Source organism: Planktothrix rubescens CCAP 1459/22 (genome assembly GCA_904830895.1).
Lineage (GTDB): Bacteria > Cyanobacteriota > Cyanobacteriia > Cyanobacteriales > Microcoleaceae > Planktothrix > Planktothrix agardhii.
Window position 1 is genome coordinate 1,775,423 of sequence record LR882958.1, and the last position, 13,656, is coordinate 1,789,078.

Genomic DNA, 13,656 nt, shown 5'->3' on the forward strand with positions numbered 1-13,656 from the left:
TTAATAATTCAACAATTGAGCAATAACAGAAGGCATCGGTAGGATAATTAATAATAATAATCCCAAGGTTGATAACCCAATAATATCTCGAATATTATTGAGTTCACTGACATCATTCAAGGCGGGTTCATCTTGTAAAGGAAAAAAGAATAATAATAGGGCAAAGATCAAAAATTCACTGTGAATTAATCCTAAAATTAAGATTAAGAATCGTGCCACTTGACCGATAATTAGACTGGTTTTTTGACCCAACATAGCATGAACAATATGACCGCCATCTAGTTGTCCGATTGGGATTAAATTAAATGCTGTGATCATTAATCCCAAATATCCAGCGATCGCCACTGGATGTAAATTAATCGCGTGTTCAGAAGTTAACCCAGCACCTAATATCAACTTACTTAATACTGTTAACAAAAATGAAAAACTAGGATTCAAGGATTCAAAATTTAAAAATCCTGAAATTTTCGGATCAAAAGGAACAACCGTTGACTGACTTAACCCCAAAATTAATAGCGGTAAGCTGATGATAAATCCAGATAAAACTCTAACAATACTAATATCAAATAATGCTTGACGATGGGGAAAAGGCGATCGCATTTGAATAAAAGCACCCACAGTTCCTAACCAAAAAGGAATCGGGATAAAATAAGGTAAAGTCGCGTTGATTTTATACCAGCGAGCCGTTAAATAATGGGCGGACTCATGAATCCCTAAAATTACCATTAAAGCAATACTATAGGGTAGTCCTGCCAATAATAAACTGGGGTTGTCTTGCCAATCATCCAGGGGAATATCTGCCATTTCAACACCCGCCACCGTGGTTGTAAATAGAGTAATTAAAAATAAACATAAAGCCAAAATCGGCTGACTTAAGGGTTGAGATTGAATCGAATCAGCCTTTTCTTGATATGGATTAGGGACTAAAGCAAAAAATGGTTTATCTTGGAGATCCTGTTGAAAAGCAATTAAAAAGCGATCGCTAAATTTAGCCTTAATATTGTCTCTAATCGTCTGATAAGCCCGATCAGGATTAGACCGTAACTGACCCCGACAAATCACCGATTGTAAACGATATTCAATATTATGTAAGGGAAACACCGTCCAAGGAAAACAACTGCGAAGAATGTCTTCTTCCTGTTGATCTAGGGGGCGTGGTAAACTGGGTTTTTCCAGGGGAAGAATCGAGTTTTTTGGAGTAGCAATATCTGATTCCGGTGATGGCGGAGGAAGACGCCCCCACTGCACCAAAAACCAATATAAACAGGGACAAACAATAAAGGGAATAATCACTAACTCGGCGGGAATCGGTTTTTGATCGTAGATCCAAATCCAAGTCCCCCAAATGAACGCCGGAGTCATCATCACCAACCAAAGTAACCAAACCGGAGTCCGGGTAATTTGAGCCACACCCCTTTGTAGAAGCCAGTAGGTCATCAACCCCAAAATTATTAACCAAAATAACATGATCATCGGTAGTTTTAATTAAGTTAAAATCGACAATTACACCCTAAAAATTAATCTAATAATATGTTACAGGAGCGTTCTGTACCCAAAACCCCCCGGCTTGTGCTGGAAAATATTTATGCTTTCCCACCCAACCGGGAAACCTTGGGCGGAACAGCCTATTTCATTGTAGAGAACCAGGGGAATATCCTAATTGATGCTCCCCCTTGGAATCCGACTAATCAGCAGTTTATCGAGCAGCTAGGGGGCCTTCAGTGGTTATTTATTACCCATCGGGCGGCTATTGGCTCATCGCGCGAAATTCAAAAATCCACCGGATGCAATATTCTGATCCAAGAGCAAGAAGCCTATTTACTACCTGAGTCCAACGTCACCACTTTTGAGACTGAGTTAAAGTTGAGTTCCCAGAGTTCGGTTTTTTGGACACCAGGACATTCTCCGGGTTCATCCTGCCTCTATTTTAGTGGACATGGGGGGGTATTGTTCACCGGACGTCATCTATTACCAAATCTCCATGGCCAACCTGTTCCCCTCCGCACCGCCAAAACCTTCCATTGGCCACGACAATTAAACAGTATTCGATTAATATTAGAGGGCTTTAATTCCGATACCTTGCACCATATTTGTCCGGGGGCCAATACCGGAGCCTTACGGGGAGAACGTTTGATTAATCAGGCTTACAACCAATTGGCCACCCTGGATTTAGAAGCCTGTTTGCTGACAGCAGCGATTTTTTAGCCCAGAGGACTTTTAATAGATGCTGACTCCCCTGACTCGCAGTAAAAATTAACAAAAACTAAACTCCCCCAAATGAAAACCGCATCCCCCCTCTGATAGACTAAAACACTGGGAGTGTCTAATAATTCGGCAATCTCAGTTCTTGGGAGGAAAAAATTCTGTGGATAATGTTATTGGGTTAGAGATTATTGAAGTCGTCGAGCAAGCTGCGATCGCATCGGCTCGTTTAATGGGGAAAGGCGACAAAAATGGGGCCGACCATGTGGCCGTGGAAGCCATGCGTAAACGCATGAACCAAATTCACATGAGAGGACGGATCGTAATTGGGGAAGGGGAAAGAGACGAAGCCCCCATGCTTTATATTGGTGAGGAAGTTGGGATCTGTACCCAAGAGGATGCAGCCAAATTCTGTAACCCCGACGAACTTCTGGAAATTGATATCGCCGTTGACCCCTGCGAAGGAACTAACTTAGTCGCCTATGGTCAAAATGGCTCCATGGCCGTCTTAGCAATTTCTGAAAAAGGCGGTCTATTTGCGGCTCCTGATTTCTACATGAAGAAATTAGCGGCTCCTGCGGTGGCTAAGAATCACGTTGATATTAACAAATCTGCCACCGAAAACCTGAAAATTCTCTCCGACTGCATGAATCGCTCCATTGAGGATTTAGTGGTGGTGGTTATGGATCGTCCCCGCCACAAAGACTTGATCAATGAAATTCGCACAGCCGGCTCTCGGGTGCGTTTGATCAGTGATGGAGACGTTTCTGCTGCCATTTCCTGTGCCTTTTCGGGAACCAATATTCACGCACTGATGGGAATTGGGGCGGCACCAGAAGGGGTGATTTCGGCCGCAGCAATGCGGGCTTTGGGCGGTCACTTCCAAGGTCAGTTAATCTATGATCCAGAAGTGGTGAAAACCGGATTGATTGGGGAAAGCAGAGAAGGTAATCTAAATCGCCTCGAAGAAATGGGAATCAATGATGCTGATAAGGTCTATGATGCCCATGAATTAGCCTCTGGTGAAACGGTGTTGTTTGCGGCTTGTGGGATCACACCCGGGACTTTGATGCAAGGGGTACGCTTCTTTAGTGGTGGCGCTCGGACTCAAAGTTTGGTCATTTCTTCTCTGTCTAAAACTGCTCGTTTTGTTGATACTGTTCATATGTTTGGCGCACCCAAAAATATTCAGTTGCACTAATTTTTAAGCAGTCAGTAATCAGTTTTTGGTTTTTGGTTTTTGATTTTTGGTTTTTAGCTAACAATTGATAACTGATAACTGGTACGGGCAGGTTCTTTTAGATCTTTGTTAATCACCTAAATCTCGATGAACCCGCCCCTAAAACTGATCACTGGTCACTGATTTTTTAACCCCAATTTATAACAACTGTTTTATGAATATTGCTGTTGTAGGTCTAAGTCACAAGACTGCTCCCGTTGAAGTTCGTGAAAAATTGAGTATTCCCGAACCTCAATTAGAAGCGGCGATCGCTCATTTATTAAGTTATCCCCATCTCCAAGAAGTTGCGATTCTTAGCACCTGTAACCGCTTAGAAATTTATTTGGTAGCAACCGAAACTCAACCCGGAATCCGAGAAGTCACTCAATTTTTATCGGAAAAAAGTAAATTACCTTTAAATCAATTACGGCCCCATTTATTTACCCTGATTCATGATGATGCCATCATGCACTTAATGCGAGTAGCCTCCGGGTTAGATAGTTTAGTTTTAGGGGAAGGACAAATTTTATCTCAAGTTAAACAAACCCATAAATTAAGTCAACAACATAAAGGGATTAGTCGCATTCTAAACCGTTTATTTACCCAAGCATTAACAGCCGGAAAACGGGTCAGAACCGAGACCAGTATTGGTACAGGAGCAGTTTCTATTAGTTCGGCTGCGGTCGAATTAGTGCAGATGAAAGTCCAGAACTTAAGTAATTATCGAGTTGCCATTTTAGGTGCTGGTAAAATGTCTCGGTTATTGGTTCAGCACTTATTATCAAAAGGTGCAAACCAAATTTCTATTTTAAATCGGACGTTAGGACGGGCAAAGGAATTAGCCAATCAATTTCCCGATGCTGATTTACGGATTTATACCATGTCGGAAATGATGTCTGTAATGGCGAATTCTGATATTGTATTTACCAGTACCTCCGCTACGGAACCCATTATAGACCGAGCTAAATTAGAAACGATTTTAACCCCATCTCAACCCCTAATGTTAGTGGATATTTCTGTCCCTCGAAATATTGCTACGGATGTCACGGAATTAGCCAATGTTCAAGCCTATAACGTGGATGATTTAAAAGCAGTTGTAGCCCAAAATCATGAAAGTCGTCGTAAAATGGCACAGGAAGCCGAAGTTTTATTAGACGAAGAAGTCCAAGCCTTTGAGGTCTGGTGGCGTAGTTTAGAAACTGTTCCTGTGATTAACTGTTTACGCGATAAAATTGAAACCATTCGAGAACAGGAATTAGAAAAAGCCCTATCTCGCTTAGGTTCAGAATTCGCTGACAAACATCAAGAAGTGATTGAAGCTTTAACGCGAGGAATTGTTAATAAAATTCTTCATGATCCAATGGTACAACTTCGCGCTCAACAGGATATTGAAGCTCGACGTCGGGCGATGCAAACTTTACAAACTTTGTTTAATTTAGAACCTGAAAAAAATTCTAGTCAACAATACAGTTAGGTTGACTGTTTTTTCTCAAGACTGACTCCTGATCTTAAAGCCATCAACAAGAGTTTTGATGGCTTTAAGATTTTATAAACCTCTGTGACCTAACCCCCCAGCCCCCTTCCCTGCAAGGGAAGGGGGAGCAATTAATATTTTAAAATCTCTCAGAGATTTCATATTAGGAATTTTTCTCCCCTCTCCTTGCAGGAGAGGGGTTGGGGGAGAGGTCACACAGGAATCTGTCTCCAGAATGAAACAGCCCTGGTCTACAGGGGGGGTTTGTAGCAAACATTTAGGAATTTCATATAAACTCTGAATCACAATTGTCAAAAAATCTTGCCGATTCTCAAAAACGAGGTTAAATTGATACTAATACCCGACGTATCTACCCCAGTACCATGAACTCACGTCTAGGATTAATCGCTTTATTCACTTTATTAACCAGTTTAACCTTAACAATTCCCTCTCCACTCCTATTGGGGAAAAAATTTGAGAGGGGTAATAGAGTATTCGCCCAAACGGTTACAGAACGAAAAGCCGAAGCAGACCGATTATTAGAGCAGGGAAGACAACAAAATACAACTAGCCAATACCAAGCCGCAATTCAGTCTTTAGAAACTGCATTAAACATTTATCGTGAAATCGGCGATCGCAATGGAGAAGGAAAAGCTCTCAATAATTTGGGTATTGCTTACAGTGACTTAGGACAATATCAAAAAGCAATTGAGTTTTATCAACAGTCTTTAACTATTACCCGTGAAATCGGCGATCGCAATGGAGAAGGATTTGCTCTCGGTAATTTGGGTATTGCTTACAATCGCTTAGGACAATATCAAAAAGCAATTGAGTTTTTTCAACAGTCTTTAACTATTTTCCGTGAAATCGGCAATCGCAATGGAGAAGGATTTGCTCTCGGTAATTTGGGTATTGCTTACAATAGCTTAGGACAATATCAAAAAGCAATAGAGTTTTATCAACAGTCTTTAACTATTTTCCGTGAAATCGGCAATCGCAATGGAGAAGGATTTGCTCTCAATAATTTGGGTCTTGCTTACAATCGCTTAGGACAATATCAAAAAGCAATTGAGTTTTTTCAACAGTCTTTAACTATTGTCCGTGAAATCGGCGCTCGCAATGTAGAAGGAAATGCTCTCAATAATTTGGGTTCTGTTTACCGTAGCTTAGGACAATATCAAAAAGCAATTGAGTTTTTTCAACAGTCTTTAACTATTGTCCGTGAAATCGGCGCTCGCAATGTAGAAGGAAATGCTCTCAATAATTTGGGTTCTGTTTACCGTAGCTTAGGACAATATCAAAAAGCAATAGAGTTTTATCAACAGTCTTTAACTATTGCCCGTGAAATCGGCAATCGCAATGGAGAAGGATTTGCTCTCAATAATTTGGGTCTTGCTTACAATCGCTTAGGACAATATCAAAAAGCAATAGAGTTTTTTCAACAGTCTTTAACTATTTTCCGTGAAATCGGCGATCGCAATGGAGAAGGACTTGCTCTCAATAATTTGGGTCTTGCTTTGTTTAAATTGAAGAATTTTCCTGAAGCTGAAAAATATCTGTTTTTTAGTCTCGAAGTCAGGGAATCTCTGCGACAAGGAATTCAAGACGACCTCGATAAAGTATCTCTTTCCGACACTCAACGCAGTTCCTATAATCTGCTTCAACAAGTTTTAATTGCTCAAAATAAAACTGAGCCAGCTTTAGAAGTTTCTGAACGAGGTCGGGGGAGAGCGTTAGTCGAGTTATTAACTCAACGATTCAACCCCAATTCAGAACCCTTTTCTCCGGTTGTTTCTTTAGCCCAACTCCAAGCCATTGCTCGACAACAAAATGCAACAATTGTTCAATATTCTAGGATTTTTGATCAATTTTCACGAGACGGTAAAGAACAATACCTAGCGTCAGAATTATATATTTGGGTAATTAAGCCCACTGGAGAAGTTGAGTTTAGACAAACCGATCTTAAACTTCTTTGGCAAGAACAAAACACTTCTCTAGGTCGTCTCATTTTCGCAGCGCGTTGCTTTGGTAATGATGCCTGTAGAAGTGATTTTATTACCGCTTCAGCTAGTTCTAATGTTGTAACTCGTTCTAATTTGACAAGCACTCCTCCTCAATATCGAGAGTTAAAAGAACTCCATCAACTGTTAATTAAACCCATTGAAGATTTATTACCGACTAACCCAGATGAACGAGTAATTTTTGTTCCCACAGACGCTTTATTTTATCTACCTTTTGCGGCTTTGGTAGATGAGGAAGGAAAATTCTTAATTGAAAAACATACAATTGTAATGTCTCCTGCCATTACTGTGTTAGAAACGACTCACAAACAACGGCAAAATTTGTCTTCTTCTGCCCAAGATATTGTGATTGTGGGTAATCCACAAATGCCGAAACTTGCAACGAGTCCAGGGGAAGAACCTCAACCGTTAGCTTCCCTTCGCTATGCTGAAAAAGAAGCGATTGAGATTGCTAAAATGTTCAATACTTCGGCTTTAATTGGAGCCAATGCAACAGAATCAACGGTAGTTGAACGCTTGAAAACTGCTCGAATTATTCATTTTGCTACTCACGGAATTGTTGATAATATTCAACCTTTAAATAGTAGCGTAGCGTTAACTCCTGGGGGTTCGGAGGATGGATTATTAACGGCGGATGAAATTTTTGACTTAAAATTAAATGCAGAATTAGTGGTTTTAAGTGCCTGTGACACTGGACTTGGACAGTTAACCGGGGATGGGATGATTGGGTTATCTCGTTCGTTTTTGAATGCAGGAGTTCCGAGTTTAGTGATGTCGTTATGGGCTATAGATGATCGAAAAACCTCTCAATTGATGGTACAATTTTATCAGAACTTACAGACGACACCCAACAAAGCCCAAGCGTTACGACAAGCGATGTTAACGATGAAAAATCAATATCCTGATCCTTATTATTGGGCGGCGTTTACTTTAATTGGTGAAGCTGAATAATTATTTTGCCAGATCATTTGACTCAAAATCACAGAGAAGGGTTAAAGAGAGAACCCGCCTTTTGGTAATTTGCTGTCAAGCTCGGTCGCTTGATGGCTTAAAACCCCTTCCCTCAAGACTTAGAGACTGCATTACCAGAAAAAGTGGGTGATTGCAAAAGACCTCTTGAAATCCCTAAGCCAGCTTGCAATAATAAAAAACAGAAAGGCACATTACGAGGGTTTCAAGGAGCTGGAGGTAATGTGTTTATGGGAACACAATACTTCCAGCGTTCTTGCTTTTTTCTGTGAAACCCGTAAAAATTAAGCCAAGAGTTCAAACATTAAGTAGATCGCAGTGTTTGTTTAATCGGAACACATCTTAGCGAAATTATACACAAAAATTGTTGAACAAGCTACATTAAGCTTCAAAAAACATCATAACCCCTCAATTAACCGCTCAGATCCGTGAATTACAAACCTGGTTTTGTAGCCTAATTTCTGATAGCTGTTTTTAGATCTTGACAGAATTGACCAATATCTGCTAAAGCTTGTTCCGGTGTTCCTTGAGCTAATCGTTTGACAAAAGCACTACCAACAATCACCGCATCCGCACCCCAATTTCGCATTTGGGTAGCCTGTTCGGGTTGAGAAATCCCAAACCCAACTCCAATGGGTTTATCTGTAAGACTCCGCATTTCCTTCAGGATATCTTCAACACGGGTTTGAACTTGCGATCGCATTCCTGTGACCCCAGTGACACTGACTAAATAAATAAACCCTTGAGATTGACGGGCGATTAATTCAATTCGTTCTTTAGGGCTAGTGGGTGCTACCAGTAACGTGACTTCTATGCCAATTTCACGGGCGGGTTGTAGTAAGGTTTCTGCTTCTTCTAAAGGTAAATCCGGGACAACTAAACCCCTAGCTCCGGCTTGATAAATCTGTTCTAAAAAGGGTTTAATCCCTCGATGCAAAATGGGATTATAATAGGTAAATAAAATAATGGGGGCTTTCAGCGTTGGGCTAACGGTTGCCACCATTTCTAATACTTGATCTAAACGAGTTCCTTTTTGTAAGGCGCGAGTTGCAGCCGCTTGAATGACTGGGCCATCTGCCAACGGATCAGAATAAGGAACTCCTAATTCGATTAAATCGGCTCCATTTTGATCCAGAACTTGTAAGGCTTTCGCCGTTGTTTCTAAGTTCGGATCACCGGCGGTAATAAACGGAATTAAAGCACAGTTTTTTTTATCCGAAGTTCTTAAAGCTTCAAAGCATTGAGAAACAGAAATCATTAAAATTAAACTCAAATAGACTAATTTATTATCCAATTATTGCAGAGCAAGAGAAGAAAAAAATAGTAAAATTTTTACTTGTTTTTCTCTTCTTCGACTTCCGCTTGAAGTTGAGCCAGTTCTTCTGGAGTCATTTCTTCTAGTCGTTTTTGTAAAACGGCATCTTCATAGTTTTTTAGTTGTTGGTTATAGGTCATATTTCGACTTCCCACTCGGAATAAATAAGTGAGTAACCAAATAAATAAACCACCTACTAAAAACGTTTGACTCCAGATGCCAGCATCAACGCTATTCAGACCCACCCATTGTAAAATTAGGTAGATCGATCCACCTGTCAAAAAGACAAGCATTCCAATAGCAATAACATCAATTCGTCGCATTAGCTGGCAATTTTTCTAGGTTGAGGACGGAAATTTATAAAAGGAGCCAGAAGAATTAATCCAGGGAAAAAGAAGAAGACTAAAAAGTACATAAACGCTCGCTCAAAGGAACTTACTACATACCAACGAGCATTCATATAGGCATATAAAGCAGCCGGAAGAACTAACAAATAAGCACCCGCTAAAGCGGCGTAGAGTAATAGGGTAATCAGTAGCATAATTGCAGGTTTAAAAATAAACAGCCACTTAACATCAGACAATTTTAAACTATAGCACCCAGTGGAGGGAATCGGGACAGGGCTGTTTGATTTTTTCCAAAAACGGGTGTGACCTCTCCCCAGTTTCTCCGCGTCGTTGAACCTCCACTGGCTAAAGCCGAGTGGATTCTTTTTTCACAGGCTCTTAACTAGGATGTATCCCCCGTCAGAAAAATTTGGATTTTAATCCCGTTGCGATCGCCTCCTATATTTTTCCTTAAGTTGACACTAATGGTTGCTCGGATACCCCGATAAACCCTTAAAATTGGGTAAGATTTTATAACCATGGGAAGTTAACGAGTTATGGGCATTAAAAAAGGTGATTTTGTTCACGCGGTTCGGGAAAAGTTAGAAAACAGCTTAGAAGCAAAAGCTAGTGATCCTCGATTTTCTGCTTATATTTTTGAAACTAAAGGGGAAATCATGGAATTGCGGGGGGACTACGCCCTGATTAAATTTGGACAAGTTCCCACCCCTAATATTTGGTTAAGATTGGATCAATTAGAATCAGCTTAATCAGTCATCAAGCATCCGCATTATCAGTTATCAGTTGAAGAAATAAGTAGTTACACAAAATAAATTACCTAGTTGAGAGAGGGAACAGCCCCCGGGGGGCTAGGGGGGGAGGGAACAGGGTGGAGGATGTGTAATTAATTTTGTTTAGGTACTTACTATCTCGAAGGTGCGGATTTCTATAATATTACCCATTACCTATTACCTATTACCTATTACCTATTACCTATTACCTATTACCTATTACCTATTACCTATTACCTATTACCTATTACCTATTACCTATTACCTATTACCTATTACCTATTATGTTATCGATTCCATTTTTTCCTCCTTCTTGTCATTCAACTCGGGTTTCTATTATTGGGGCGGGAAAAGTCGGAAGTACCCTCGCCCAGCGTATTATTGAACAAAATATTGCTAATGTTGTTTTATTGGATATTTTAGAAGGAGTGCCTCAAGGAATTGCTTTAGATTTAATGCAAGCGGGTTCGGTGGAAGGTCATGATCGACAAATAACTGGCACAAATGATTATCGCGATACTGCTAATTCAGATATTATTGTTATAACTGCCGGAAAGCCTCGAATTCCTGGGATGAAGCGGGATAATTTAATTAGTATTAATGCCAAAATTGTTGTCGATGCGGCTCAAAAATCAATTCAATATTCCCCGGATGCAGTATTTATTATTGTGACTAATCCCTTAGATATTATGACTTATATTGCTTGGCAGGCAACAAAGATTGAACCCCATCGCGTGATGGGCATGGCTGGGGTTTTAGATTCATCGAGATTTCAAATGTTTATCGCTATGGAATTAGGAATGTCTATGGCGAATATTCATGCCACCGTATTAGGAAGTCATGGGGATTTAATGGTTCCTTTACCCCGTTATACAACTGTTAATGGGATTCCAATTACAGAATTAATTGATCAAAAAACCATTAATAAAATTGTCGAACGTACCCGTCAGGGCGGGGGAGAAATTGTACAATTATTAAAGACAGGAGGAGCTTATTTTGCCCCGGCATCTTCGATTAGAATTATGGTGGAATCAATTTTACGTCAACAATTGAGACTATTACCCGCCTGTTCTTATTTACAAGGGGAATATGGCTTAAACGATATTTTTCTGGGGGTTCCCGCCTGGTTAGGTTGTCGGGGAGTAGAACGGATTTTGGAACTCGATTTAACCGAATCTGAACATCAATCTTTGATCGAATGTAGCACATCAGTTAGAGCCGGAATTAATCAAGCTCTGGAATTTTTAGGATAGATCATTTAGAATTGCTATAGGTTTCCATTGGTTCCTTAATCCAACGAATATAAAAGTGTCGGAAACTAGATTTCAAAACCCTAGGTAAACCAAAATCAATTGGAACCAAAGCTGCGGGTAATTTCCAATCGGAAATTTGTAATTCTTTAGGAGTTAATAAAGGATAATTAATCTCCGTTAATTCGGGACATAATCCTAATCGTTGAGCCGCCATAATAGTTGGAACCCAACTCGGATCAACTTGAAGCAGATCAACAACAGTTCTATCTAGGGAAAATACATGATCAGAAGCGGCTAAAATCCCTAATTCCTTGGGTTCTCCATTACTGGGGCCATTACCTTCATGACCAATAATAGCATCTAAAATGGTTAAATTGGGATTAATTGTCCGAGCCGTTTCTACTAACATTTCCCCAAACCGATCAACATCTTTTCCCGCTTCTAAATGCCACCAGGCTTTCATTTTTCCGGGGACACAACCAAAAAGATTTTTCACCCCCATAGTTAAGGTTAATTGAACATGGGATTTTAATTTAGGTAAATTAATCACCACATCGGCTTCCATTGCTTCTTTACTTAACCGTAAATGATCGAAGCCTTCGCCAACAGTTTCATAGCGTTTTCCCTTAAATTCAATAATGGGTAAATTCAAGGATTCAATTAAGGGTAAATAACCATTTTTGCGGGCAACACCTAAAGCACTCCCAAAGGCAGGACTATCCCCTAAAAAGGGTTTTCCTCCCGCTTGAATCACCGATTTAGCCACCGCCGCCACCAATTCCGGGCGCGTGACGCATTCTTTGGTTGGACGACTTCCAGTTAATAAATTGGGTTTGAGTAAAACCCGATCGCCCGGTTTCACAAAAGCGGTCATTCCTCCCATGGGTTCGAGTAAAGTTTCCAGGGATTTTTCTAATATTTGAGGGTGATAAGAATGAGTCCGAATTAAAGATACAGTTGGCATAAATTACCGAATTTTATGGGTTATTTAATAACTTTATTCAGCCATTTTTAAACGACCGACCGCACCTCGATGGAGGGCAGTTACCCGTTGAGAATTTAGGAAAATTCCCTGTCCTTGTAACTCTGGAACTGGCGGTTTTAACTCCACTTTATCTACCTTAGCCATGTTGACCATTACCGTTTGATCAATTAGATGAAAGGTCAGCCAAGCTTGATGCAAAAGTTCAGGGAGTTGCTGAACTAATTCCACAGGCGGAATCGGAACGCTAAAAGATTCCTCATGACCATTATCATAATAGAAGGTGATTTGTGTTGTCGTGGTGTTGTTCAATTGTGCAAAAGACCCTCTGGGCATAAGTCAATTTCTCCTAAAATGGGACGATTTCGCAAAATAATTAAATTTTGATTATCCTATTTTAGATCATTTTGGTCTATATTGATGTACCAAGATCAGATACAATCACATAAATTATTCTATAGTTTTCCTGTGGCTGCAATGTCTAAATCTTCTCATCCTGGTAATATCCTCCTAAAAAATATCCCTTGGCAGGATTTAGAAACGATTTTGTTTAAACGGCAAAAAAATGGCGAGACGCTCCTTGCTTATGATAATGGAACTTTAGAATTAATTACCCCCTCACTTGAACATCAAGAATATCGTGAAATTTTAGAAGAATTTATTATTGCTTTATTGGATTTACAAAACATTAATTATCGTTGTTTGGGTTCGGTATTATGGCAACGACCGGATTTACAAATTAGTTTAGAAGTGGATAGTTGTTTTTATATTCAAAATCTATCTGCTATTGAGAAACAATTAACCATTAGTTTACCCGAAAATCCTCCCCCGGATTTAGTCTTAGAAATTGATTTAACCCAAAAATCTCTATCCAGACGTTCAATGTATGCTCGTTTAGGCATTCCTGAAGTTTGGCGTTGTGATCAAAATAAACTGAAAATTTATCAGTTACAGGGTGAAGATTATCAACAAACACCTAGAAGTTTAGTTTTTCCTGAAATAGCATTAGAAAGTTTGCCACAAATTATTAAACATAATATTAAATCGGGTCGAGTTTCTGTTCGGCGTGAATTTCAAAAATGGTTAATAACTATTTAGAGGATA

13 protein-coding genes are annotated in these 13,656 nt (G+C 39.8%); 7 read left to right on the top strand and 6 right to left on the bottom strand.

The features are described 5' to 3' along the window. Window positions 1–1,473, bottom strand: coding sequence for a site-2 protease family protein (locus NMG86_RS08340; RefSeq protein WP_026787374.1), 1,473 nt, complete (start codon window positions 1,471–1,473; stop codon window positions 1–3). Window positions 1,474–1,530: 57 nt separating this feature from the next. Here NMG86_RS08340 and NMG86_RS08345 point away from each other — a divergent pair, with 57 nt between their 5' ends. The 4 genes from NMG86_RS08345 to NMG86_RS08360 all read left to right on the top strand — a co-directional run bounded on the left by NMG86_RS08345 (window position 1,531) and on the right by NMG86_RS08360 (window position 7,867). After that, window positions 1,531–2,205 (top strand): MBL fold metallo-hydrolase, encoded by a 675-nt coding sequence (locus tag NMG86_RS08345; RefSeq protein WP_026787373.1) that lies wholly within the window; start codon window positions 1,531–1,533, stop codon window positions 2,203–2,205. A gap of 160 nt (window positions 2,206–2,365) precedes the next feature. Then, window positions 2,366–3,403, top strand: coding sequence for a class II fructose-bisphosphatase (gene glpX / locus NMG86_RS08350; RefSeq protein WP_026793527.1), 1,038 nt, complete (start codon window positions 2,366–2,368; stop codon window positions 3,401–3,403). Window positions 3,404–3,596: 193 nt separating this feature from the next. Further along, window positions 3,597–4,895 (top strand): glutamyl-tRNA reductase, encoded by a 1,299-nt coding sequence (locus tag NMG86_RS08355; RefSeq protein ID WP_026797426.1) that lies wholly within the window; start codon window positions 3,597–3,599, stop codon window positions 4,893–4,895. Window positions 4,896–5,278: 383 nt separating this feature from the next. After that, window positions 5,279–7,867 carry a CHAT domain-containing protein gene (locus NMG86_RS08360; RefSeq protein WP_498604475.1) on the top strand — a complete coding sequence of 863 codons (2,589 nt, stop codon included), beginning with the start codon at window positions 5,279–5,281 and terminating at the stop codon, window positions 7,865–7,867. 472 nt (window positions 7,868–8,339) lie between these two features. Here the strand turns inward: NMG86_RS08360 and trpA are convergent, their stop codons facing one another. The 3 genes from trpA to ndhL form a co-directional block, all read right to left on the bottom strand. Further along, the gene (gene trpA / locus NMG86_RS08365) at window positions 8,340–9,143 is read right to left on the bottom strand and encodes a tryptophan synthase subunit alpha (protein WP_026793530.1); all 804 of its coding nucleotides are present in this window, start codon (window positions 9,141–9,143) and stop codon (window positions 8,340–8,342) included. Between the two features lie 74 nt (window positions 9,144–9,217). After that, window positions 9,218–9,523, bottom strand: coding sequence for a DUF3007 family protein (locus NMG86_RS08370; RefSeq protein ID WP_026797428.1), 306 nt, complete (start codon window positions 9,521–9,523; stop codon window positions 9,218–9,220). Continuing rightward, window positions 9,523–9,741 (bottom strand): NAD(P)H-quinone oxidoreductase subunit L, encoded by a 219-nt coding sequence (ndhL, locus tag NMG86_RS08375; RefSeq protein WP_036842436.1) that lies wholly within the window; start codon window positions 9,739–9,741, stop codon window positions 9,523–9,525. The genes NMG86_RS08370 and ndhL overlap by 1 nt, the downstream gene beginning before the upstream one ends. Window positions 9,742–10,083: 342 nt before the next feature. Between ndhL and NMG86_RS08380 the strand changes: the two genes are divergently transcribed. Both NMG86_RS08380 and mdh read left to right on the top strand, forming a co-directional pair. Next, entirely contained in the window at window positions 10,084–10,296 is a 213-nt protein-coding gene (locus tag NMG86_RS08380; RefSeq protein ID WP_026787367.1) for an NAD(P)H-quinone oxidoreductase subunit O, read from the top strand. Window positions 10,297–10,601: 305 nt separating this feature from the next. Next, on the top strand, window positions 10,602–11,570 hold the full coding sequence (gene mdh, locus NMG86_RS08385; RefSeq protein WP_026797429.1) for a malate dehydrogenase: 969 nt from the start codon (window positions 10,602–10,604) through the stop codon (window positions 11,568–11,570). 1 nt (window position 11,571) lies between these two features. On the opposite strand, the gene NMG86_RS08390 is transcribed toward mdh, so the two are convergent. Together NMG86_RS08390 and NMG86_RS08395 are read right to left on the bottom strand one after the other, a co-directional pair. Beyond that, complete coding sequence (locus tag NMG86_RS08390; protein ID WP_026793534.1) at window positions 11,572–12,534, bottom strand: Npun_F2552 family protein; 963 nt, start codon at window positions 12,532–12,534, stop codon at window positions 11,572–11,574. A 33-nt stretch (window positions 12,535–12,567) separates the two neighbouring features. Then, window positions 12,568–12,888 (bottom strand): hypothetical protein, encoded by a 321-nt coding sequence (locus tag NMG86_RS08395; RefSeq protein WP_026797430.1) that lies wholly within the window; start codon window positions 12,886–12,888, stop codon window positions 12,568–12,570. 141 nt (window positions 12,889–13,029) lie between these two features. Here NMG86_RS08395 and NMG86_RS08400 point away from each other — a divergent pair, with 141 nt between their 5' ends. After that, window positions 13,030–13,650 carry a Uma2 family endonuclease gene (locus NMG86_RS08400; protein WP_026793536.1) on the top strand — a complete coding sequence of 207 codons (621 nt, stop codon included), beginning with the start codon at window positions 13,030–13,032 and terminating at the stop codon, window positions 13,648–13,650. Window positions 13,651–13,656 lie beyond the last annotated feature (6 nt).

What these genes read in the sequence shown, in the direction of transcription:
- trpA (WP_026793530.1), bottom strand. Translation starts at nt 9,143, where the DNA reads ATGATTTCTGTTTCTCAATGCTTTGAAGCTTTAAGAACTTCGGATAAA.
- NMG86_RS08390 (WP_026793534.1), bottom strand. Translation starts at nt 12,534, where the DNA reads ATGCCAACTGTATCTTTAATTCGGACTCATTCTTATCACCCTCAAATA.
- NMG86_RS08370 (WP_026797428.1), bottom strand. Translation starts at nt 9,523, where the DNA reads ATGCGACGAATTGATGTTATTGCTATTGGAATGCTTGTCTTTTTGACA.
- NMG86_RS08355 (WP_026797426.1), top strand. Translation starts at nt 3,597, where the DNA reads ATGAATATTGCTGTTGTAGGTCTAAGTCACAAGACTGCTCCCGTTGAA.
- NMG86_RS08360 (WP_498604475.1), top strand. Translation starts at nt 5,279, where the DNA reads ATGAACTCACGTCTAGGATTAATCGCTTTATTCACTTTATTAACCAGT.
- NMG86_RS08400 (WP_026793536.1), top strand. Translation starts at nt 13,030, where the DNA reads ATGTCTAAATCTTCTCATCCTGGTAATATCCTCCTAAAAAATATCCCT.
- NMG86_RS08345 (WP_026787373.1), top strand. Translation starts at nt 1,531, where the DNA reads ATGTTACAGGAGCGTTCTGTACCCAAAACCCCCCGGCTTGTGCTGGAA.
- NMG86_RS08380 (WP_026787367.1), top strand. Translation starts at nt 10,084, where the DNA reads ATGGGCATTAAAAAAGGTGATTTTGTTCACGCGGTTCGGGAAAAGTTA.
- mdh (WP_026797429.1), top strand. Translation starts at nt 10,602, where the DNA reads ATGTTATCGATTCCATTTTTTCCTCCTTCTTGTCATTCAACTCGGGTT.
- NMG86_RS08340 (WP_026787374.1), bottom strand. Translation starts at nt 1,473, where the DNA reads ATGATCATGTTATTTTGGTTAATAATTTTGGGGTTGATGACCTACTGG.
- ndhL (WP_036842436.1), bottom strand. Translation starts at nt 9,741, where the DNA reads ATGCTACTGATTACCCTATTACTCTACGCCGCTTTAGCGGGTGCTTAT.
- NMG86_RS08395 (WP_026797430.1), bottom strand. Translation starts at nt 12,888, where the DNA reads ATGCCCAGAGGGTCTTTTGCACAATTGAACAACACCACGACAACACAA.